The 20,806-nt window shown below is 66.7% G+C and carries 18 protein-coding genes, 1 tRNA gene and 1 pseudogene; 11 read left to right on the forward strand and 9 right to left on the reverse strand.

Translation table 11 applies throughout. The annotated features are described in order from the left end of the window. Position 1: 1 nt before the first annotated feature. Together QM701_RS22595 and QM701_RS22600 are read left to right on the forward strand one after the other, a co-directional pair. On the forward strand, positions 2–1,309 hold the full coding sequence (locus QM701_RS22595) for an adenylosuccinate synthase (RefSeq protein ID WP_415169241.1): 1,308 nt from the start codon (positions 2–4) through the stop codon (positions 1,307–1,309). 98 nt (positions 1,310–1,407) lie between these two features. Beyond that, positions 1,408–2,430, forward strand: coding sequence for a hypothetical protein (locus QM701_RS22600; RefSeq protein WP_415169242.1), 1,023 nt, complete (start codon positions 1,408–1,410; stop codon positions 2,428–2,430). Positions 2,431–2,704: 274 nt separating this feature from the next. On the opposite strand, the gene QM701_RS22605 is transcribed toward QM701_RS22600, so the two are convergent. Further along, positions 2,705–2,992: a hypothetical protein gene (locus QM701_RS22605; RefSeq protein ID WP_415169243.1), complete on the reverse strand. Its 288-nt coding sequence runs from the start codon at positions 2,990–2,992 to the stop codon at positions 2,705–2,707. A 55-nt stretch (positions 2,993–3,047) separates the two neighbouring features. Next, positions 3,048–3,134, reverse strand: a tRNA-Leu gene (locus tag QM701_RS22610). Positions 3,135–3,173: 39 nt separating this feature from the next. On the opposite strand from QM701_RS22610, the gene rnr reads away from it, so the two are divergent. Together rnr and rlmB are read left to right on the forward strand one after the other, a co-directional pair. Then, a complete protein-coding gene (gene rnr, locus QM701_RS22615) occupies positions 3,174–5,438 on the forward strand; it encodes a ribonuclease R (RefSeq protein ID WP_415169244.1) in 2,265 nt (754 codons plus the stop codon). 53 nt (positions 5,439–5,491) lie between these two features. Beyond that, positions 5,492–6,241: a 23S rRNA (guanosine(2251)-2'-O)-methyltransferase RlmB gene (rlmB, locus tag QM701_RS22620; RefSeq protein ID WP_415169245.1), complete on the forward strand. Its 750-nt coding sequence runs from the start codon at positions 5,492–5,494 to the stop codon at positions 6,239–6,241. A 10-nt stretch (positions 6,242–6,251) separates the two neighbouring features. Here the strand turns inward: rlmB and QM701_RS22625 are convergent, their stop codons facing one another. Further along, positions 6,252–6,725: a YbaK/prolyl-tRNA synthetase associated domain-containing protein gene (locus tag QM701_RS22625; protein ID WP_415169246.1), complete on the reverse strand. Its 474-nt coding sequence runs from the start codon at positions 6,723–6,725 to the stop codon at positions 6,252–6,254. A 123-nt stretch (positions 6,726–6,848) separates the two neighbouring features. Here QM701_RS22625 and QM701_RS22630 point away from each other — a divergent pair, with 123 nt between their 5' ends. Together QM701_RS22630 and QM701_RS22635 are read left to right on the forward strand one after the other, a co-directional pair. Further along, positions 6,849–7,283 (forward strand): DUF1178 family protein, encoded by a 435-nt coding sequence (locus QM701_RS22630; RefSeq protein WP_415169247.1) that lies wholly within the window; start codon positions 6,849–6,851, stop codon positions 7,281–7,283. A 160-nt stretch (positions 7,284–7,443) separates the two neighbouring features. Beyond that, complete coding sequence (locus QM701_RS22635; protein ID WP_415169248.1) at positions 7,444–7,806, forward strand: cupin domain-containing protein; 363 nt, start codon at positions 7,444–7,446, stop codon at positions 7,804–7,806. Between the two features lie 7 nt (positions 7,807–7,813). Here the strand turns inward: QM701_RS22635 and QM701_RS22640 are convergent, their stop codons facing one another. The 4 genes and pseudogenes from QM701_RS22640 to tpx all read right to left on the reverse strand — a co-directional run bounded on the left by QM701_RS22640 (position 7,814) and on the right by tpx (position 12,716). Then, a complete protein-coding gene (locus tag QM701_RS22640; RefSeq protein ID WP_415169249.1) occupies positions 7,814–8,599 on the reverse strand; it encodes a helix-turn-helix domain-containing protein in 786 nt (261 codons plus the stop codon). An 89-nt stretch (positions 8,600–8,688) separates the two neighbouring features. Further along, entirely contained in the window at positions 8,689–11,433 is a 2,745-nt protein-coding gene (gene acnA / locus QM701_RS22645; protein ID WP_415169250.1) for an aconitate hydratase AcnA, read from the reverse strand. 138 nt (positions 11,434–11,571) lie between these two features. Next, positions 11,572–12,162, reverse strand: coding sequence for a DOMON-like domain-containing protein (locus QM701_RS22650; RefSeq protein ID WP_415169251.1), 591 nt, complete (start codon positions 12,160–12,162; stop codon positions 11,572–11,574). Positions 12,163–12,211: 49 nt separating this feature from the next. Beyond that, positions 12,212–12,716, reverse strand: a pseudogene (tpx, locus tag QM701_RS22655) (thiol peroxidase). 185 nt (positions 12,717–12,901) lie between these two features. Between tpx and pepN the strand changes: the two are divergent. Next, positions 12,902–15,526, forward strand: a complete 2,625-nt coding sequence (gene pepN, locus QM701_RS22660; protein ID WP_415169252.1) for an aminopeptidase N — start codon at positions 12,902–12,904, stop codon at positions 15,524–15,526. A 27-nt stretch (positions 15,527–15,553) separates the two neighbouring features. Here the strand turns inward: pepN and QM701_RS22665 are convergent, their stop codons facing one another. Both QM701_RS22665 and QM701_RS22670 read right to left on the reverse strand, forming a co-directional pair. Further along, a complete protein-coding gene (locus QM701_RS22665) occupies positions 15,554–16,720 on the reverse strand; it encodes a mandelate racemase/muconate lactonizing enzyme family protein (RefSeq protein WP_415169253.1) in 1,167 nt (388 codons plus the stop codon). Between the two features lie 22 nt (positions 16,721–16,742). Continuing rightward, positions 16,743–17,453, reverse strand: coding sequence for an RraA family protein (locus QM701_RS22670; RefSeq protein WP_415169254.1), 711 nt, complete (start codon positions 17,451–17,453; stop codon positions 16,743–16,745). A 139-nt stretch (positions 17,454–17,592) separates the two neighbouring features. Between QM701_RS22670 and QM701_RS22675 the strand changes: the two genes are divergently transcribed. The 4 genes from QM701_RS22675 to QM701_RS22690 all read left to right on the forward strand — a co-directional run bounded on the left by QM701_RS22675 (position 17,593) and on the right by QM701_RS22690 (position 20,795). Further along, positions 17,593–17,880 (forward strand): putative quinol monooxygenase, encoded by a 288-nt coding sequence (locus QM701_RS22675; RefSeq protein WP_415169255.1) that lies wholly within the window; start codon positions 17,593–17,595, stop codon positions 17,878–17,880. Positions 17,881–18,243: 363 nt separating this feature from the next. Beyond that, positions 18,244–19,926: an acetolactate synthase large subunit gene (ilvB, locus tag QM701_RS22680; RefSeq protein WP_415169256.1), complete on the forward strand. Its 1,683-nt coding sequence runs from the start codon at positions 18,244–18,246 to the stop codon at positions 19,924–19,926. Positions 19,927–19,928: 2 nt separating this feature from the next. Continuing rightward, the gene (ilvN, locus tag QM701_RS22685) at positions 19,929–20,240 is read left to right on the forward strand and encodes an acetolactate synthase small subunit (RefSeq protein WP_415169257.1); all 312 of its coding nucleotides are present in this window, start codon (positions 19,929–19,931) and stop codon (positions 20,238–20,240) included. Between the two features lie 393 nt (positions 20,241–20,633). After that, complete coding sequence (locus QM701_RS22690) at positions 20,634–20,795, forward strand: hypothetical protein (RefSeq protein WP_415169258.1); 162 nt, start codon at positions 20,634–20,636, stop codon at positions 20,793–20,795. Positions 20,796–20,806 lie beyond the last annotated feature (11 nt).

The raw sequence follows: 20,806 nt of genomic DNA on the forward strand, positions 1-20,806 counted from the left end.
AATGGCAAAGAACGTCATCGTAGTGGGCACGCAATGGGGCGACGAGGGGAAGGGCAAGATCGTCGACTGGCTGACCGATCACGCCAAGGGCGTGGTGCGCTTCCAGGGTGGGCACAACGCCGGGCACACGCTCGTCGTCGGCGACAAGGTCTACAAGCTGAACCTGGTTCCGTCCGGCATCGTGCACCAGGGCGTGGACTGCTTCATCGGCAACGGCGTGGTGCTGGACATCCATCACCTGCTCGGCGAGATCAAGGAGCTCGAGGCCGGCGGCATCGAGGTGCGTTCGCGCCTCAAGATCAGCCCGGGATGCGCCCTGATCCTCGGCTACCACTCGGCGCTCGACCGCGCGCGCGAGGCGGCGAAAAGCGCCGACGCGCGCATCGGCACCACCGGCAAGGGGATCGGGCCGGCCTACGAGGACAAGGTCGCGCGCCGCGCATTGCGGGTCTACGACCTCTTCTACCCCGAGCGTTTCGCCGAAAAGCTCAAGGAAAACCTGGACTACCACAATTTCGTGCTGACCAAGTACCTGGGCGCCGACGCCATCGACTACCAGAGCGTGCTGGCGCAGGCGATGGCCGACGCCGAGCAGATCAAGCCCATGGTGACCGACGTCTCGGCGGCGCTGCACGCCATCAACAAGGCCGGCGGCAACCTGCTCTTCGAGGGCGCGCAGGGCACCCTGCTGGACATCGATCACGGGACTTATCCGTTCGTCACCTCATCGAACTGCGTCGCCGGCCAGGCGTCCGCCGGCTCGGGCGTCGGCGCCTGCATGCTGCACTACGTGCTGGGGATCACCAAGGCCTACTGCACGCGCGTCGGCGGCGGACCATTCCCGAGCGAACTCGACATCGAGACGGCCGGCACTCCCGGCTGCCAGATGTCGCAGAAGGGGCGCGAGTTCGGCGTGGTGACCGGGCGCAAGCGCCGCTGCGGCTGGTTCGACGTGCCCGCGCTCAAGCGCTCGTCGCAGATCAACGGGGTGACCGGGCTGTGCATCACCAAGCTGGACGTGCTCGACGGCCTGCCCGAGTTGAAGATCTGCACGGGCTATCGCCTGCGCGGCCAGGTCGTCGACCTGCTGCCCATGGGCGCGGACGACGTCGCGGCGTGCGAACCCATTCTCGAAACCATGCCGGGCTGGCAGGAATCCACGGTGGGGCTGACCTCCTTCGAGGCGCTGCCCGCGGCGGCGCGCGCCTACCTGGCGAAGATCGAGACGCTCTGCGAAATCCCGATCGACATCGTTTCCACCGGTCCGGAGCGGGGCGAAACGATCCTGCGCCGGCACCCGTTCCAATGAGCGGAAACCGGAACACCGAAGTCTGAACCCGAAGAACCGGCAGCTTGCCGGTTCTTCGCTTTGACCAACGCTGTCCGTACTGGGAGTGGGGATCAATCATGGGACTTCTTGACTGGTTCAAGAACCGGCCGGCGCAGTTCGATCCGGAAGGTTTTTCCGACGCAGTCGTGGCGCAGGCCATCGACAAGGCCGTCACGCTGACCAACCCGCGCCTGAAGCTGCTCGACTCCTGCGAGGAAACACTCCGCCAGCCGGTGGAGAAATGCATCGCCTACCTGCGCGACAAGATCTCGGTGATGCCGCCGCCCATCCCGGTCTCGGAGGCCAACTGGGCGAGCGAGCCGGTGCTGCGGGCTTTCTTCGCCCGGGCGCCGGATCTGCCGGTGGTGCTCGGCCGCTCCCGCAACCTGCGGACGTTCTTCGACAAGTACGCCGACGCCGAACAGGCCTCCATCATCCTGGGCATGACCTACAACGAACGCCATGTGCAGGCGCCCTCGCTGCAGGGGGACGTGGTGCAGCGGGACATCGCGCAGACGGTCATCGACTTTTCCGTGCCGAGAGTGCGCATCTGCGGGCATACCGAACCCGAGATCCGGCGCCTGCTCGGAGTCCAGTCCTTCGAATATCTCGTGGCCCAGGCGATGACGGAAATATCGGAGACCCGGGAAGGGCTGCGCGGGCTGGAGGACAGCCGCAACCTGATCCGCGCCCGGCTGCGGCTCCTGCAGCAACAGGGGCCTGGATTGGGGTCGCTGTTCGACGCCGCTCCGGACAGCGTTGAACAACGCCAACTGGAAACCCAGCTCCTGGAAAACGAGCGGCAGATGGAAAAATACGGCAGCGCGCAATCGGTGCTCGAATACGAACTGGAATGCCTGCGCGACGTGCTGGAGAATTCGGAGAACTACCTCCGCTTCGAAACCCGGCAGATCCGCCTGAGCACGCTGAACGTCGTGCTGGATGAAAACAGCACCGACGCCGCCGCGGACGTGGCGTTCACCATGGCCATCCTGTCCGGCGTCCCGAAAGTGCAGCGCGCGTTCGTCACCGGTTGCCTGACGCGCGGCGAAATGCCACAGGTGAAACTGGATCTGGCCAATGCCGAACGCTTCCTGTAGCGGGTTGCACGCCGGCAGGGCCGAGCGGCGGGAGCGCGGTCCCCGATAGGACGCTTCGCCGAACCGGCTCCCTGGAACCTCGGGAAAAATTTCTTGCCCAAATGGCAGGCCGGGGAAAGGGGGCCGCCGTGACCAAGGAAATCACCACTTCATTCCGCAGACATCCCGTCAGACTGGCGCTGGGCGCGCTCATCGACGTCGCCGGGCTGGCCGTCATCGTCGCCTGGCTGGCGGGCCTGCTGTGATGGCAAGGGAGGCCGGCCGAACCGGCCCGCTAGATTTTGCCGGCGTCGCGGACGGTATTCTTGCTTTTTGCGCGCAGCGACCTGGCGACCAGCGCCGTATAGACCACGAAGACGCCCAGCAGGAGTGCGGCGCATAGCTTGCGGGGATCGCCGTTGCCTTCGACGAGCACCGCGAGCGCGGTGACGGCCGTGATGGCGCACACGCCCCACAGCAGCATCCTGGACAAGCCGGCAAGGATTTTCCTGCCTCGGGCCCAGAACGGCAGGCAGAGGACGGCTACGGCGATCATGCCGGCCAGCAGCTTGAGGGTAATCACGGAACGGGAATTATATACCCAACTTTTTGATTTTATTGGGTATTTGGCGTATTATTGGTGCCCAGGAGAGGACTCGAACCTCCACAGTGTTGCCACCACCAGGACCTGAACCTGGCGCGTCTACCAATTTCGCCACCTGGGCGTTTCCGAAGAAGGGCGCATTTTAATGGACTAAGGAAAAATGTCAACAAAACTGTCGAAAACACGAAAAAAAGACCCGTATTTCCAGCGCGAGGCGGCCAAGTACGAGCAACCGCTGCCGTCCCGCGAATATGTGCTGATGCTTCTGGAGAAGCAGGGCAAGCCGGTCAGCTACGATCAGCTGTGCGCCCTGCTGGACATTCACAAGGGCGAGGAGGAGATGTTCCGGCGGCGCCTCGCGGCCATGGAACGCGAAGGCGAGCTGATGCGCAACCGCAAGGGCGCCTACATCCTGCCGGAACGGGCCAGCCTCATCGCGGGACGTATCGAGGGGCACGCCGACGGTTACGGATTCCTGGTCCCGGACGACGGCGGCGAGGATCTCTATCTCGACGCCAAGCAGATGGCCAAGGTGCTGCACCGCGACCGCGCGCTGGCCCGCGTGATCGGCTTCGACCGCAAGGGGCGGCGCGAGGGCGCCATCGTCGAGGTGCTCGAACGGGCCAACAGCCGCGTCGTCGGGCGCGTGCTGATCGAGCACGGCATCACGGTCGTGGTGCCCGAGAACAAGCGCATCAGCCAGGACATCCTGATCGTCGCCGAGCGCAAGGCCGAGAAGAAGCTCAAGGCCAAGGCGGGGCAGGTGGTGGTGGTCGAGATCATCGAGCAGCCCGACCGGCACTCGCAGCCGATCGGCCAGATCGTCGAGGTCCTGGGCAACTACGCCGATCCCGGCATGGAGATCGAGATCGCGCTGCGCAAGCACGATCTGCCGTTCGAGTTCTCGGCGCAGGCGACGGCGGAAACGGAGCGCTTGCCGGACAAGGTGCGCAAGTCGGAATGGGCGGACCGCGTCGACCTGCGCGACCTGCCGCTGGTGACGATCGATGGCGAAACGGCCAGGGACTTCGACGACGCGGTGTTCGCCGAGAAGCAGGGCAAGGGCTGGCGGCTGGTGGTGGCGATCGCCGACGTCAGCCATTACGTGCAGCCCGGCATGGCGCTCGACCGCGAGGCCATGGAGCGCGGCAATTCGGTCTACTTTCCGCGGCGGGTGATCCCGATGCTGCCGGAAAAGCTGTCCAACGGCCTGTGTTCGCTCAACCCGGACGTTGACCGGCTGGCGATGGTCTGCGACATGGACATCAACACGCGCGGCACCATCAAGGAGTACCGCTTCTATCCCGCGGTCTTCCGTTCCCGGGCGCGCCTGACCTATACGCAGGTGTGGAGCTGGCTTTCCGGCGCTGCGCGGCCGGAGAGCGCGCTCCATCAGGCCGTGCAGGAGCCGCTGCAGTCGCTGTACGCGCTGTTCAAGATTCTGCTCAAGGCGCGCGACCGGCGCGGCGCGATCGACTTCGAGACGATCGAGACGATGATGCTGTTCGACGACCAGGGCAAGATCAGGGACATCGTGCCGACCACGCGCAACGACGCGCACCGCCTGATCGAGGAATGCATGCTGGCGGCCAACGTCTGCGCCTCGGCGTTCCTGCAGAAGCGCAAGCAGACCAGCCTGTACCGCATCCATGAAGGGCCGACGCCGGAAAAGCTGGAAAGCCTGCACGGCTTCCTCAAGGAATTCGGCCTGACCCTGGCCGGCGGCGAGAACCCTTCGGCCAAGGACTACGCGGCGCTGCTCGACAAGGTCAGGGACCGCCCGGACGCGCAGCTGCTGCAGACCGTGATGCTGCGCTCGCTGCGCCAGGCCATGTACAGCCCGGACAACCTCGGCCATTTCGGGCTCTCCTACGAGCACTACACGCATTTCACCTCGCCGATCCGGCGCTACCCGGACCTGCTGGTGCACCGCTCGATCAAGGCGGCGCTGGCCGGCAAGCACTATTCTCCGGGGGACTGGGAGGAAATCGGGCTGCATTGCTCGATGACCGAACGGCGCGCCGACGAGGCCACCCGCGACGTGGTCAACTGGCTGAAGTGCTACTACATGCGCGACCGCATCGGCGAGGAGTTCGACGGCACGATTGCCGCCGTCGTCCCGTTCGGCGTGTTCGTCGCACTCGACGCGGTTTACGTCGAAGGGCTGGTGCACGTGTCCGAGCTGGGCGAGGACTATTTCCAGTTCGACGCCACCAAGCACCAGATGCTGGGCGAAAGGAGCGGCCAGCGCTACCGGCTCGGCGACCGCCTGCGCGTGCGGCTGGTGCGGGCCGACCTGGAAAGCGGGCGCATCGACTTCGTGCTCGGTACGCCGCCCGAATCGGCCCCGTACGCGGCGCCGGACGCCGTTCCTCCGGCCGGGCGTCCGCGCGGCCGGCAAAAAAGCCGGGCAACGGGAAAATGAGGCGCGATCCGATTAGAATACGCGCCCTCCCTTCCATCCGATAAACGACGCCCATGTCCCAGACTAGCTTCATCCACGGGTTCCACGCGGTCATCGCCAAGCTGCGCCATCAGCCGCGGGCCGTCCTGGAAATCTTCGTCGCCGCGGACCGGCACGACGCGCGCGTGCGCGACCTGCTCAAGCATGCCGAGCTGCACGCGGTGCGGGTCGTGCCGGTCGATGCCGCCCGGCTCGAAGGCATGGCCGGAGGCGGGCATCGGCACCAGGGCGTGGTGGCGCGCGTGTCCTCCGAAGCGCGCCACGTGGCGCTGGACGACGTGCTCGACACGCTGGAGGAGCCGCCCTTCCTGCTCATCCTCGACGGCGTGCAGGACCCGCACAACCTCGGCGCCTGCCTGCGCGTCGCCGACGCGGCCGGCGCGCACGCGGTGGTGGCGCCGAAGGACCGCGCGGTCGGCCTGACCCAGACCGCGATCAAGGTGGCCAGCGGCGCGGCGGAAGCCGTGCCCTACATCACCGTGACCAACCTCGCGCGCACGCTGCGCGAGCTGAAGGAACGCGGCGTCTGGATCGTCGGCACCGACGCCGAGGCCGAGGCGGACATCTACGCCGCCGAATGGCCGCAGGGCACCGCGTGGGTGCTCGGCGCCGAGGGCGACGGAATGCGCCGGCTGACGCGCGAAACCTGCGACCAGCTGGTGACCATCCCGATGCTCGGCTCGGTGCAGAGCCTCAACGTTTCGGTGGCGGCCGGGATCTGCCTGTACGAGGCCCGGCGGCGCCTGCGCGCGGCGCGGCCCTGACGCCGCCCCGCTAGTCGTCGGCGGTGATGTCGGCCAGCAGCGGCTCGGCGATGCGCGCGTAGTCGGCGGCGTTGAGCACGATCGAGGTATCCAGCCGGCCGGCGTTGAAGGCAATTTCCTCGTGCCGGGAAAGCAGTTGCGGATCGACGACCAGCCGGATGTCGGGCGAGAACGAAAACGGCGGAATGGCGCCGATCGCGCAGCCGGTACGGTCGATGGCTTCCTCGGGCGAAGCGAAGGAGGCCTTCTTGCCGCCGACGGCCTGCGCCACCTTCCTGAAATCGACCTTCCGGTCTCCCGGCAGGATCGCCAGCACGAGCTGGCCGCGCAGCTCCTTGACGCGGCACAGCATGGCCTTGGCGCCCTGGCCGACCTGCGTGCCGCGCACCTGCGCGACCTTCTCCGAGCTGCCCTCGGCGGGGTGGCGGATCACCCGGTAGCGCGCGCCGGACTCCCGGAGCAGGGTATCGATGCGTTCGAACATGCGTTGCTTCCCCAAAAACGGAAAACTGCAATCGTAGCGCCAAATGCGGCGCCGGAACGTTCCCGACCGATCTGGTACACTTCAGCCCGCTCACAGTGACTTGCCGCGCAGCGGCGTATCCGAATGATCATTTTCGACCTGACATGCAGCAACGGCCATCGCTTCGAAGGATGGTTCCAGTCCGCCGACGCCTTCGACGCACAGCTCGCGGACGGGCTGGTCGCCTGTCCTTTCTGCGGGTCCGGGGAGATTCGCCGGGTCCCGTCGGCCGTGCATCTCGGCAAGACGCCCGAGCAGGCGCCGCCGCCCGCGAACGCGGCGGTGGTCACCCCGCAGGGCGAACTGCTGAACGCCTACCGGAAACTCGTCTCGGCGATCATCGCCAACAGCGAGGACGTCGGCACGGAATTCGCCAACGAGGCGCGCAAGATCCACTACCTCGAAGCCCCGGAACGCTCGATCCGCGGGCAGGCCAGCGAAAAGGAATTCGAAGCCCTGCGCGACGAAGGTATCGAAGTCCTCAGACTGCCCGTAGTGAAGAAGGAAGATTTAAATTAAACAAAGAGTTATTTTTATAAATTAATCCTCTTTGTTAGAAGTTGAACGCGCCCGCCACGCCGCAGACATGCGTACCCGAGTCTGCGGAAATCAAGATCGTTCAATACGCGGTCGTCGCTGTGAATCACAGTACGTTCTCCGTCAACAACAGGAGAATCGTATGACCGGCGTAAACGATGTGTTCACCTCGCTTGAGCAAAGAACGGCCGCGCCCTGGAAAGCGCATCCGAAATTCCCTGGCGTCAGCATGAAGGCCCTGGTCGACGCTCAATCGAGCAATGGCCGCCTGAGTCAATATCTTGTCCGCGTCGAGGCTGGGTGCGCGCTGGAAACACATAGCCACCCGACGCAGTGCGAGCTGCATCTGGTCATTCGTGGAGACGCCAAGGCATCGCTCGGTACCTCCGAACTGGAGTACTTCCCCGGAATGCTCGCCACGATTCAAGCCGGCTGTCCTCATTCCGTCCGCGCGGGCGAAGAGGGTGTGACGCTGCTCGCGACGTTCAGTCCGGCAAACGCCTAGGGTCTCGTTACCCTCGGTTTCTATAAACCTTGGGGGTCGTCCCAAATGCCCTCTTGAACATCCGTTGCAGATGACTCTGGTCGGCAAAGCCGGTTTCGGCGGCAATGTCGGCCAGGGAATACGCGCCATCGCGCAAATGCCTCGCGGCGGCGCGCAGCCTGTTCTGCATGAGATATTCGTAAGGCGGGAGCCCGATCGATTGGCGAAACAGTCGATTGATGGTGGCTGGGGTGCATGCGGCCAGGCTGGCCAGTTCGTTCAGGCGGACGAGCCGCGTGAAGTGCTCATCAAGATAAGCGCGAACCGCCCGGACGTTTTCCGGCATCGGCATAGCGGCTGCGGCGGTCGCCGCGGGTTCGTCGAGCGATTCGGCCAGGCGGCTCAATTTTTCCCCGAAGCTTGCCGCATCGGGAGCGCCGCGCAGGCAGGCGATGAGCCGCCTCGCCGCCAGGAGCGGCGCGCTTCCCGGTTCAAGACGACGCGCGCGAGACGGAATGCGGCCTACGGCCGCTGCCCAGAAATCGGTATGGATGCCGGCAATCCTGTAGTTGTGAAGGCCCTGGGAGACGCAGCGATGCAGGAACATGGCAGGCAGGATGAAGCCTTCGCCCGGCCGGACGTCCAGTTCCTCCCCTTCTCCGGCAATCCGCCGCCGCCCCTTCCACACCACGCCAACCAGGATGGAGCGATGCGTATGTCTGCGAAACTCAGTGCATACATCGATTCCGCGGATCAGCAGAACCCCCGGAAACATCTCGCGTTCCCATACTTTTCCCCGGCTGCGCCCCCTCATCGTCCGTTCCTGTCTCCCGTGCCCGGCGTTCCCGAGCGGAACACGCGGCAGCGTACAGGTTCATGGCGGGACGCGCCATACGCCTCGCGCTATGTTCCGGCATGCCGCCGCTCGATTGCCGGCGCGTCGGCCAGCAGCCCGCGCAGCACGTAGGGAAGTATCCCGCCGTGGCGCAGATAGTCGATCTCCACCGGCGTGTCGGCGCGCAGCTGCACGACGACCTCCTGTTTCCCGCCGTCCCGCCGCCGGATGGTGAGCGTCAGATCCTGGCGCGGCCGCAGCTCGCCGTCGAGCCCGAGGATGTCGAATTCCTCGTCGCCGGCGATGCCCAGCGTGTCGGCGCCTTCGCCATTCTTGAACTGCAGCGGCAGGATGCCCATGCCGACGAGGTTGGATCGGTGGATGCGCTCGAAACTCTTGGCCACCACGGCGCGCACGCCGAGCAGCAACGGTCCCTTGGCCGCCCAGTCGCGGCTCGAACCCGAGCCGTATTCCTCGCCGGCGAACACCACGCTCGGCGTGCCGGCCGCCATGTATTTCATCGCCGCGTCGTAGATCGGCAGGCGTTCTCCGGCGGGCTGCAGGAGGGTGAGGCCGCCTTCGGTGCGCGAGCCGTCGGCGTTGGGCGGCAGCATCAGGTTGCGGATGCGCACGTTGGCGAAGGTGCCGCGCACCATCACCTCGTGGTTGCCGCGCCGCGCGCCGTAGCTGTTGAAGTCGGCGACCGCCACGCCGTGGGCGATCAGGTATTCGCCGGCCGGCGAGGCGGCCTTGATCGACCCCGCCGGGCTGATGTGGTCGGTAGTCACCGAATCGCCGAAGATCGCCAGCGCCCGCGCCGCGCGGATGTCGGCCAGGCCGCCCGGCTGGAGGGAGAAACCGTCGAAGAACGGCGGCTCGGCGATGTAGGTCGACGGCGTCCAGGCGTAAACCTGGCCGGTGTCGGACGGGATTTCCTTCCACAGCGGATTGCGGTTGACGAAGTCGCCGTACAGCTCCCGGTAGGTTTCCGGCGAGGTGGCCTGCGCGATCGCCGCCGCGATTTCCTCGCCGCTCGGCCAGATGTCCTTGAGCAGGACCGGCCGGCCCTGCGCGTCGGCGCCCAGCGGTTCGCGGGTGAGGTCGATGTCGACCCGGCCGGCCAGCGCGAAGGCGACCACCAGCGGCGGGCTCATCAGGAAGTTGGCCTTGATCGCCGGATGGATGCGCGCCTCGAAGTTGCGGTTGCCGGAGAGCACCGACGCGCAGATCAGGTCGTGCTTGCCGATGGCTTCCTCGATCGGCGCGGCCAGCGGGCCGGCGTTGCCGATGCAGGTGGTACAGCCGTAGGCGACGACGCGGAAGCCGAGCGTTTCGAGGTCGCCGAGCAGGCCGGTCTTGCCCAGGTATTCGGTGACCACGCGCGAGCCCGGCGCCAGCGAGGTCTTGACCCGCGGCCCGACGCGCAGGCCGCGCGCCACGGCTTTCTTGGCCAGCAGCCCGGCGGCGAGCATCACGCCGGGGTTGGAGGTGTTGGTGCAGGAGGTGATGGCCGCGATCAGCACGTCGCCGTGGCCGATGTCGCCGGCCTCCGCCATCGCCGGCAGGGGATGCCGCCGCGCCAGTTCGTCGGCCGGCTTGCCGTAGCCGTCCTGGCCGGGCGGCAGGGTGAGCAGGCGGGTGAAGGTGCGCCCCAGTTCGGACAGCTCGATGTGATCCTGCGGCCGCTTGGGGCCGGCGGCGCCGGGACGCACCGCGGCGAGGTCGATCTCGATGATTTCGCTGTAGTCGATGTCGCCGCCGCGCGGCATGCCGAACATCCCCTGCGCCTTGAAGTAGCCCGCGAAGGCGGCCACTTCCTCGTCGCTGCGTCCGGTGGCGGCGAGGTAGGCGACGGTCTGCTCGTCGACGGGGAAGAAGCCCATGGTGGCGCCGTATTCCGGCGCCATGTTGGCCAGCGTCGCGCGGTCGGGCACGCTCAGGGTCGCCGCGCCCTCGCCGAAGAACTCGACGAACTTGCCGACCACGCGGGCCTTGCGCAGGCGCTCGGTGACGAGCAGCACCAGATCGGTGGCGGTGGAGCCTTCGGGCAGGCGGCCCTTGAGCTCGACGCCGACCACGTCGGGCGTCAGGAAATAGAGCGGCTGCCCGAGCATGCCGGCCTCGGCCTCGATGCCGCCGACGCCCCAGCCGACGACGCCCAGCGCGTTGATCATGGTGGTGTGCGAATCGGTGCCGACCAGCGTATCGGGGTAGGCGACGCCGTCCTTCTGGATCACGCCGCGGGCCAGATATTCGAGATTGACCTGGTGCACGATGCCGATGCCCGGCGGCACCACGCGGAAGGTGTCGAAGGCCTGCATGCCCCACTTGATGAAGCGGTAGCGTTCCAGATTGCGCTTGAACTCGATGCGCATGTTCAGATCGAGCGCGTTTTCGACGTTGTAATGGTCGACCTGCACCGAGTGGTCCACCACCAGGTTGACCGGTACCAGCGGCTCGACGATCTTCGGATTGCGGCCCTGTTGCTCGGCCACGCCGCGCATGGCGGCCAGGTCGCACAGCAGCGGCACGCCGGTGAAGTCCTGCAGGACGATGCGCGCGACGACGAAAGGAATCTCGCTGGTGCGCTCGGCCGTCGGCTGCCAGCCGGCGAGTTCGCGCACGTGCTGCTCGGTGATGCGGCGGCCGTCGCAGTTGCGCAGCAGGGATTCGAGCACGATGCGCAGGGAAACGGGGAGCCGCGAAATCTTGCCCAGTCCGGCCGCTTCGAGCGGGGCGAGCGCGTGGAACTGGGAGGTCTTCGAGGGGGAAATGCGGAATTCCCGCAGAGCGCCAAACGGGTCGTGCGACATGGTGGCCTCCGTGTCTGAGAGTTGTGCCGGTTTGACCGGGGCGATTCGGGGAACGTTCTCTTTTAGCGCGGCGACGGCCAGAGTTTAATAATTATTATATTTTATAAACAACAAATTATGGATTGTTCTTAATGTTGTTTATTCAGGGAATGAACGGCATGGATGGCGCAGCGCGAAGCCGTCGCGCAGGTGGAAATCGGGGCGTGGCGCGGAATGGCGCAAGGCCCAGTAGCTCAGGCCGTCGTTGACCGTGTTGACCGCCTCGACCACCGCCGTCAGGCCGATCTCCCAGGCTTCGCCGTCCGCGACGAAGGGCAGGGACGGCAGGGGTACGACGGCTTCCAGTTCGAGCCGTCCGTCCGTCGTCCGCATCGTGATCCGCAGCGCGGCGAGCGTCGGATCGGCCAGACGCTGCCGATAAGCGCCGAAATCGTAGGCGGCCCAGCGGCCCGAAGGCGAGAAGTTGAATTCCCGGTAGCCCGCGTCGCCTGCCCGGCCCACGAAGGCTTCGAAGCAGGTGTGCTGCCAGAGCAGGTCGCCGCGTTCCGGGGCGGCCGCCGCCGGCATCCGCAGCCGCGCCATGTCGCCGCGCAGGCGGTAGCGGAAGGCGAGGGAGCCGTCGGCCAGGGTGGCGATGTCGGCGTCGATGGCGCCGACCATCGGCGCCGGCGTGGCCGGGTGGGGCAGGAGGGCGTGGCGAAGGGTCTGGAAAGCGGCGAAGTCTGGCATGCCGGAATTCTATCGCCGCGGGCCCTTCGTCAAACGCGGGACGAGCGGATCAGCCCAGCGCCTTGATGGCCGCGTCGTAATCCGGTTCGTTCTTGATCTCGGGCACCAGCTCGCTGTGCAGCACGCGGTTCTGGTCGTCCAGCACGACCACGGCGCGCGCGGCGACGCCGACCAGCGGGCCCGAGGCGATCTCGACGCCGTAATCCTTGAGGAATTCGCGCCCGCGCATGGTTGAACAGGGTGATGACGTTGTTCAGCCCCTCGGCGCCGCAGAAGCGCTTCTGGGCGAACGGCAGGTCGACGGAGATGCACAGCACGACCGTATCCGGCAGTTCGCTGGCCCGCTTGTTGAAATTGCGCACCGAGGTCGCGCAGGTCGGCGTATCGATGCTCGGGAAGACGTTCAGGATCTTGCGCTTGCCGCTGAACTGCTTGAGCGGCACGTCGGAAAGGTCGTTGCCGACCAGCGAGAACGCGGGCGCGATATCGCCTTTCCGGGGAAAATTGCCGGCGACTTCGACGGGGTTGCCGCCGAGGGTGACTGTGCTTGCCATGAGCCTTGTCCTTTATCTGTCTGTGATGAAATGAACCCGGGAAATGACCTGTCCACGGGGCAGGTGAAGCCAACGCGGGTTTGTCAGCGGGTCATGGGAAAAGTTCGGGCGCCGCCCCGCATCCCTCGGATGCCCGCGCGTTCCGCTATCATCACGTCTTTGTTTTTCCTTGCGGAAACCTCGCCATGTCCCACACCGATTCTAGCCAAACCGTCCAGCCTATCCACCTCGAAGATTACGCGCCGCCGCCATACCTGATCGAAACGGTGCGCCTCGACGTGGACGTCCGCGCCGATGCCACTATTGTTTCCGCCCGCCTGGACTGCGTGCGCAACGCGGCCGGAACGCCGCCGCTGGTGCTCGACGGCGAGGAGCTGGAAACCCTGTCGGTCGCGCTGGACGGCCGGGAACTCACCCCGGAGGCGTACCGGATCGACGCCTCGCACCTGACCATCGACGCCGTGCCCGCGCGCTTCACGCTGGAGACGCGGGTGCGCATCCGGCCCGACGCGAACACCCAGCTGTCGGGCTTCTACCGCAGCCGCGACGGCTACTTCACCCAGTGCGAGCCCGAAGGCTTCCGGCGCATCACCTGGTTCATCGACCGGCCGGACGTGATGGCGCGCTACAGCGTGACGCTGCACGCCGACCGGGCGGCCTTCCCGGTGCTACTGGCCAACGGCAACCCAGTGGCCGCGGGCGACGAGCCGGACGGCCGCCATTACGCGACCTGGGAAGACCCGTTCCGCAAGCCGAGCTACCTATTCGCCATGGTCGCCGGCAAGCTCGACGTGCTGCGCGACACCTTCCGCACGGCGTCCGGCCGCGAGGTGCAGCTGGCGATCTACGTCGAGCCGGGCAAGCTCGACCAGTGCCCGCATGCGATGGCCGCGCTGAAGAAATCGATGCGCTGGGACGAGCGGCGCTTCGGCCTGGAATGCGACCTCGACCACTACATGATCGTGGCCATCGGCGACTTCAACATGGGGGCGATGGAGAACAAGGGCCTGAACATCTTCAACACCAAGTACGTGCTGGCGCGCGCCGACGTGGCCACCGACGCCGATTTCGAGAACATCGACCGGGTGGTGGCGCACGAGTACTTCCATAACTGGACCGGCAACCGCGTGACCTGCCGCGACTGGTTCCAGCTCTCGCTCAAGGAAGGGCTGACCGTGTTCCGCGACCAGGAATTCGGCGCCGACACGCACAGCCACGAGGTCGCCCGCATCCGCGAGGTGCGCGGCCTGCGCGCCGTGCAGTTCCCGGAGGATGCCGGGCCGATGGCGCACCCGGTGCGCCCGTCGACCTACGTCGAGATCAACAACTTCTACACGCCGACCGTCTACGAGAAGGGCGCCGAGGTGGTGCGCATGATCCACACGCTGATCGGCCGCGACGCCTTCCGCGCGGGCATGGACGAGTACTTCCGCCGCCACGACGGGCAGGCGGTGACCTGCGACGATTTCGTCGCGGCGATGGGGGCGGCGTCCGGCTTCGACTTCTCGCCGTTCATGGCCTGGTACCGCCAGGCCGGGACGCCGCGCGTGGCGGCGCGCGGCGAGTACGACGCCGCGGCGCGGCGCTACGTCCTGACGCTGCGCCAGTCGTGCCCGCCGACGCCGGGACAGGCGCAGAAGGAACCGTACCTGATCCCGGTCGCGGTCGGGCTGGTCGGCCCGGACGGCGGCGATGTCGACCTGGGCGGCGCCGCCACGCGCGTGCTGCAACTCGCGGCGCCCGAGCAGACCTTCGTGTTCGAGAACGTCCCCGCCGCGCCGGTGCCGTCGCTGCTGCGCAACTTCTCCGCGCCGGTCATCCTCGACCATCCGTACACGGACGCGGAACTGGCGCACCTGCTGGCGCACGACAGCGACCCGTTCAACCGCTGGGAGGCGGGGCAGCGGCTGTTCGGCCGGCTGATCCTGGCCAACGCGGCGCGTCTGGCGCGCGGCGAGGCGGCGGCATGGCCCGCCGGGGTCGCCGCCGCCGCGCGGGCGGTGCTGCTCGGCGGCAGCGATCCGGCGTTCATCGCCGAGGCCCTGACTCTGCCCGGCGAGGCGACGCTGGCCGAGGAAATGGAGGTGGTCGACCCCGAAGCCCTGTTCCTCGCCCGCAGCGGGCTGGCCCGCGCGCTGGCCGAGGCGCTGGCGGCGGACTTCTCGGCCGCCTACGCGCGGCTCGCGCCCGCCGGCGCGTACCGGCCGGATACCGCCGAAGCCGCCCGCCGGCGCCTGCGCAACCTGTGCCTGGACTACCTGAACCGGCTCGACGCGCCGGACTACCGGGCTTTGGCGTTCCGGCAGTTCGCCGAGGCGGACAACATGACCGACCAGTTCGGCGCCCTGGCCGTCCTCGTCCAGCACGACTGCCCGGAGCGCGCCGCCGCCCTGCGGGATTTCCACGCCCGCTGGCAGCACGAGGCGCTGGTGGTCGACAAATGGCTGGCGGTGCAGGCGGCTTCCAGCCTGCCGGGCACGCTGGATCGCGTCGAGGAACTGACCGCGCACCCCGCCTTCGATCTGCGCAACCCGAACAAGGTGTACGCGCTGCTGCGCACCTTCGGCGCCAACCACCGCCATTTCCACGCGGCGGACGGCGAAGGGTACCGTTTCCTGGCCGCGCGGATCGGCGCGCTCGATCCGCTCAATCCGCAGGTCGCCGCGCGGCTGGCGCGCAGCTTCGACCGCTGGCGCCGGTTCGACGCCGCGCGGCAGGCGCACGCCCGCGCCGTGCTGGAGAATCTGCGCCGTCAGCCGGGGTTGTCGCGCGACGTGTTCGAGGTGGTGGACAAGGCCCTGTCCGGCTAGCCGGACAGGGTGCGGCCGGCGGCCGCGTCACACATAGAAGTTTTCGCGTCCGCGCAGCTCGCGGATGCCGGGGTGCTTCGCCAGTTCGTCCTCGACCAGGTCGACGCCCAGGCCGGGACGGTCCGACAGGCGCAGCACGCCGTCCCGCACGTCCAGCGAATGGCTGATGACCGCGTCGCGCCACGGCACGTCGTTGACCATGAACTCGCAGCGGAAGAAGTTGGGGATGCTGGCGCACACGTGCGCGCTGGCCAGCGTGCTCAAGGGGCCGTTGGGGTTGTGCGGCGCCACCAGCACGCCGTAGGCCTCGGCCATGGTGGCGATGCGCTTCATCTCGCTCGGGCCGCCGCAGCGCGTGATGTCGGGCATGATCACGTCGCAGACGTGATTCTCCAGGATCGGACGGAAGGCATGCCGCGTGTAGTGGCGCTCGCCCACGCAGATGGGCACGGCGGAGGGCAGGCGCTCGCGGAAGGCGCGCAGCGTCTGCGCGCTTTCCGGGCCGGCCGGCTCCTCGTACCAGGTCACGCCCAGCGGCGCCAGGCGCTCGGCCATCTTCACCGCGACCTCGAAATTGAGCATGGCGTGCGTCTCGATCATCATGTCGAATTCGGGGCCGACGGCGTCGCGCACGGCGCGGGTCACCTCGAAGGCGAGATCCTGCTGCGCGCGGGTGAGCGTCAGGTTGGTGTGCAGGTCCTCGCCGTAGAAGTAGTTGGTGTGGGCGAACGGATCGAATTTCAGGCCGGTGAAGCCCAGGTCCTTGACCCGCTTGGCTTGCCGGGCGTAAGCGTCGGCGGAGTGGCCGCCGCCGGTGAACCAGTAGTTGGCGTAGAGCAGGATGTCCGTGCGGAAGGCGCCGCCGAGCAGCTCGTAGCAGGGCATGCCGTAGAACTTCGCTTTCAGGTCGAGCAGCGCCATGTCCAGGCCGCTGATGGCGCACAGGCTGGCGCCGTACGGCCCGATCCAGTTGAGGTCGCGGTAGAGCTTGGTCCAGATGAAGTCCGTGCGCAGCGGGTCGAGGCCGACCACGCGCTCCCCGACGTGCCGCGCGGCGGCCTCGATGATCGGGCTGCCCGGCCAGTTGGTGGCTTCGCCGACGCCGGTATGGCCGGTGTCCGTATACACCTTCATCAGGGTCCAGTTGTACTTCACGCCTTCGACGAGCCACACCTTCACGTCCGTGATTTTCATGGATTCCGTTCCTTGCTGCGGGTTACAGGATGCCGAACGTGTCCCAGGCTTCCTGGGCGCCCATGCCGCGCTTGATCGCCTCGAACACGCGCTTTTCACCGTGGGCCTTCTTCCAGGCGGCCTCGATGACCTCCTTCTCGATCTCGCGCGGGACGACGCAGACGCCGTCAAGGTCGCCGAAAAGGATGTCGCCCGGTTTCACGGTGACGCCGCCCATGCGGATCGTGCAGCGGAAATCGATCACCTTACCGCGCGGCCGCTGGTCCTTCGCATAGCGTCCGTACGAAAAGACGGGAAAGCCGAGTTCGACGATGCCGCGCGTGTCGCGCGAATAGCCGTCGACCACCGCGCCGGCCGCGCCGCGGTTGCGGGCGCAGGTGCTCATCAGTTCGCCCCACAGCGCGTAGTCGGGCGAGGCGCCCGTGCACACATAGACCTCGTTCTTCTTCAGATCGTCGAGCGCCCGCAGCATCAGGCCGAACGGCCGGTTGAACAGGTCGTTCACGCGGCCGGGGCCTTCGCCGCCGCAGTCGTCCGCCTCCAGCACCGGCATGGCCCGGCCGACCACCACCATGCCGGCGTCGAGCGGCTGGATGTGGGGCGACAGGAACTGCTCGGTATGGCCCATCAGGTCCATCACGTCGCCGATGACCGCGCTGAACAGGCCCGCGCGGCACAGCGCGAAGAGTTCGTCGTCGTCACGCCATTGCGGGCAGACAGGGGATTGGTCCATGCGTGTTTCCTCCCATTTTTTTGATGAGCGGCCATTCTAGCCAAAGCCGGCCGGCCTGTTGCACGGAAGGCGGAAGCGGTGCTGGTAAAATGGCCGGCATCGAGTTTCCCGAGACGAAGAGAGAAGGAGAGCGTTCGCCATGTACGTCGTCACCGTCAATTTCCAGATCAAGCCCGAATACGTCGCCAATTTCCAGGAAGCCATGCGCATCAACGCGCGCAGTTCCCTGCTGAACGAGCCGGGCTGCCGCCGCTTCGACGTCACCGTCAACGAGAACGATCCGGGGCATTTCTTCCTGTTCGAGGTCTACGACGACGAGGCCGCGTTCCAGAAACACACCACGATGGAGCATTTCGCCACGGTCAACCACACCATCGAACCCTGGGTTCTCGACAAGAATTTCAAGATGTTCCGCATGATCCCCTGAGCCTGCCGGAACATCCCTGCGCAGAAAAGGGTTGTTTTTTTTCCCGACCTCGTTTCTAATCCGCTCACTGTACTTTTTCCGACGCACGATTCCGAAAATGTCCTTGCCCGATCTGCTCGCTTCCATCGCTTCACCGTGGTTCGTCTCCGCCGCGATGGCGTCGCTCGCGCTGGTCATTTCCCTGCGTGTAGTACCGGTAGTACGCGTAGCCGTAGCGCGCGCGCCGTCGAGGGCCAGGAAAAGGTAAACGAAGCAACTGACCGATTTTCAAAACCCCCGCCGGTGCAGACCGGCGGGGGTTTTCGTTTTTGGCGCCTCCGATCGGAAACTGGCCGGCATCCGCCCCCTAGAAAGGAGAAGTCAATGAACGAAGACGCGACGGAAACCCTGACCGGATCGCAGATCGTCGTGCGCCTGCTGGAACGGCAGGGCATCCGCCGGATTCCCGGCATCCCCGGCGGCGCCATCCTGCCGTTTTACGATGCGCTGTCACAATCGACGCTGATCGAGCACGTGCTGGCCCGCCACGAGCAGGGCGCCGGCTTCATGGCCCAGGGCGCGGCGCGGGCGACCGGCGAGGTGGCGGTGTGCCTGGCCACCTCCGGCCCCGGCGCGACCAACCTGCTGACGGCGATCGCCGACGCCAAGCTAGACTCGATCCCGATGGTGGCGATCACCGGCCAGGTGCCGACCTCGATGATCGGCACCGACGCCTTCCAGGAAGTCGATACCTACGGCCTGAGCATCCCGATCACCAAGCACAACTTCCTGGTCGGCTCGGCGCGCGAGCTGCTGGACGTCATCCCCAGGGCGTTCCGCCTGGCGGCTTCGGGACGGCCGGGGCCGGTGCTGGTGGACATTCCCAAGGACGTGCAGAACGAGCGCATCGAGGTCGCCGAGTGGCCCGAGCCGGGACGGCCCGAGCCGGTGCCCGCGGCTGACGCGAGCGCGATCTCCGACGCGGCGGCGATGATCGACGCGGCGGCGCGGCCGATCCTCTACCTCGGCGGCGGCGTGGTGCATTCAGGCGCCGCGGCCGAGGCCGTGGAGCTGGCCGAGAAGGCCGGCCTGCCGACCGTGATGACGCTGATGGCGCTGGGCACGATGCCGGTCGACCACCCGCTGTCGCTCGGCATGCTGGGCATGCACGGCGCGCGCTGCACCAACATGGCGCTGGAGGAGTGCGATCTGCTGATCGCCGTCGGCGCGCGTTTCGACGACCGCGCCACCGGCAAGGTGTCCGCCTTCTGTCCGAACGCGAAGATCATCCACGTCGACATCGACCGTTCCGAGCTGGACAAGATCAAGACGGCCCACGTCGGCATTCGCGGCGACGTCAAGGAAGTGCTCGGCCGCCTGCTGCCGCGGGTCCATGCCGGCCGGCGCGGGGACTGGCTGGCGCGCGTCGAGGCGCTGAAGGCGGAATTTTCGCTGCAGACGCCGGGCATCGACGATCCGCGCACGCCCTACGGGCTGATCCGGGCGGTCGCCGATTGCCTGGACGACGAAGCGGTCGTCGCCACCGACGTCGGCCAGCACCAGATGTGGGTGGCACAGGCCTACCCGCTGCGCCGTCCGCACCAGTGGCTGACCTCCGGCGGCCTCGGCACCATGGGCTTCGGCCTGCCGGCGGCGATCGGCGCGGCGATGGCGCAGCCCGAGCGGACCGTAGTCTGTTTCTCCGGCGACGGCAGCTTCCTGATGAACATCCAGGAACTCGCCACGGCGGCCGAGGAGGGCGCCAACGTCAAGGTGGTGCTGATGAACAACGCCTCGCTGGGGCTCGTCTTCCAGCAGCAGACGCTGTTCTACGGCCAGCGCATCTTCTCGTCGAAGTTCAAGGGCGAACCGGATTTCGTCAGGATCGCCGAGGGCTTCGGCTGGCGGACGCTCGATCTCGACACCGCCGCCGATCCCCGCGCCGCGCTGGCCGACGCGCTTTCGACGCGCGGACCGACGTTCATCCACGCGCGCATCGATTGCCGTGAACAGGTGCTGCCGATGGTGGCCCCCGGCGGTGCCAACAAGGACATGATTGGAGGCTGACCATGAATTCGATTACCAAGAGACACTCGGAAACCGGCTTGCCGCAAACGGTCCTGGAACTGGACGTCAACAACCACGCCGGCGTGATGTCGCACATCGTCGGCCTGTTCTCGCGCCGCGCCTACAACGTCGAGGGCATCCTGTGCATGCCGGTGGGCGCCGGCCGGACCAGCCGCATCTGGCTGACGGTCAAGGAGGACGCGCGCCTCGAACAGATGATCCGCCAGATCGAGAAGCTCGAAGACGTCCTGGCCGTCCATCGCCACGGCGCCGGCCATGAGGTGTTCGAGCGGGTCGGCGAGTTCTTCCGCTGAGCCGGCCGCGTCGGCCGTAGGACGCGGGTCGGGTCGGCTGCGGAGCGTGACCCGACATCCCCCGCCGTCGTCGGCTTGCGCCCCGTGGGCCAAGCCGACCTGCCAGCAGCACGCACAGATGCACGACTCGAAGCTGGGTCGTGCATCTTGCGTTTCCCCTCGCCGATCCCAGGGTGGAATGCTGTCTGACGAACGTCGCCGGCGCCCCTCGGGCGCGGTTTTCTTCCCCGGCGACAATGGGTTAGGGTGAAAGTTCCTGAAATTTCATTTCGGCCTGCGCAATTCCGGAAGTTGGGAGTAGAATAGTTCATTCCTTAGCGTCATTTAGTTGTTCCATATTTGCACAAACGTTTGTGCCGAAAAAACTCCGAAACTCAACTATACGGAGGAGATATGGTCAGGGTGCGCTTCATGGGCTGGTCAAGCCGATTCGCCGCCGCAACGGTGGCGGATGAGCCGTTTTTCGCGGCGTTCGAAGCAGGCGAGGCGCTTCCTTTTCCTTTTTTGTGTTGTTCAGTTCCCGGCAAACAGGCGGGCATTTGCCTGCGTGGTTGAATCTCCCAACC

It is taken from the genome of Propionivibrio sp. (genome assembly GCF_047602565.1).
In the GTDB taxonomy this organism is placed as follows: Bacteria; Pseudomonadota; Gammaproteobacteria; order Burkholderiales; family Rhodocyclaceae; genus Propionivibrio.

Excerpts from the sequence above, each read along its gene's own strand:
- QM701_RS22690 (WP_415169258.1), top strand. The coding sequence starts at position 20,634 with ATGGTCAGGGTGCGCTTCATGGGCTGGTCAAGCCGATTCGCCGCCGCA.
- rnr (WP_415169244.1), top strand. The coding sequence starts at position 3,174 with ATGTCAACAAAACTGTCGAAAACACGAAAAAAAGACCCGTATTTCCAG.
- QM701_RS22625 (WP_415169246.1), bottom strand. The coding sequence starts at position 6,725 with ATGTTCGAACGCATCGATACCCTGCTCCGGGAGTCCGGCGCGCGCTAC.
- QM701_RS22650 (WP_415169251.1), bottom strand. The coding sequence starts at position 12,162 with ATGCCAGACTTCGCCGCTTTCCAGACCCTTCGCCACGCCCTCCTGCCC.
- QM701_RS22665 (WP_415169253.1), bottom strand. The coding sequence starts at position 16,720 with ATGAAAATCACGGACGTGAAGGTGTGGCTCGTCGAAGGCGTGAAGTAC.
- QM701_RS22635 (WP_415169248.1), top strand. The coding sequence starts at position 7,444 with ATGACCGGCGTAAACGATGTGTTCACCTCGCTTGAGCAAAGAACGGCC.
- QM701_RS22640 (WP_415169249.1), bottom strand. The coding sequence starts at position 8,599 with ATGAGGGGGCGCAGCCGGGGAAAAGTATGGGAACGCGAGATGTTTCCG.
- ilvN (WP_415169257.1), top strand. The coding sequence starts at position 19,929 with ATGAATTCGATTACCAAGAGACACTCGGAAACCGGCTTGCCGCAAACG.
- QM701_RS22675 (WP_415169255.1), top strand. The coding sequence starts at position 17,593 with ATGTACGTCGTCACCGTCAATTTCCAGATCAAGCCCGAATACGTCGCC.
- QM701_RS22600 (WP_415169242.1), top strand. The coding sequence starts at position 1,408 with ATGGGACTTCTTGACTGGTTCAAGAACCGGCCGGCGCAGTTCGATCCG.
- rlmB (WP_415169245.1), top strand. The coding sequence starts at position 5,492 with ATGTCCCAGACTAGCTTCATCCACGGGTTCCACGCGGTCATCGCCAAG.
- acnA (WP_415169250.1), bottom strand. The coding sequence starts at position 11,433 with ATGTCGCACGACCCGTTTGGCGCTCTGCGGGAATTCCGCATTTCCCCC.
- QM701_RS22595 (WP_415169241.1), top strand. The coding sequence starts at position 2 with ATGGCAAAGAACGTCATCGTAGTGGGCACGCAATGGGGCGACGAGGGG.
- QM701_RS22630 (WP_415169247.1), top strand. The coding sequence starts at position 6,849 with ATGATCATTTTCGACCTGACATGCAGCAACGGCCATCGCTTCGAAGGA.
- ilvB (WP_415169256.1), top strand. The coding sequence starts at position 18,244 with ATGAACGAAGACGCGACGGAAACCCTGACCGGATCGCAGATCGTCGTG.
- QM701_RS22670 (WP_415169254.1), bottom strand. The coding sequence starts at position 17,453 with ATGGACCAATCCCCTGTCTGCCCGCAATGGCGTGACGACGACGAACTC.
- pepN (WP_415169252.1), top strand. The coding sequence starts at position 12,902 with ATGTCCCACACCGATTCTAGCCAAACCGTCCAGCCTATCCACCTCGAA.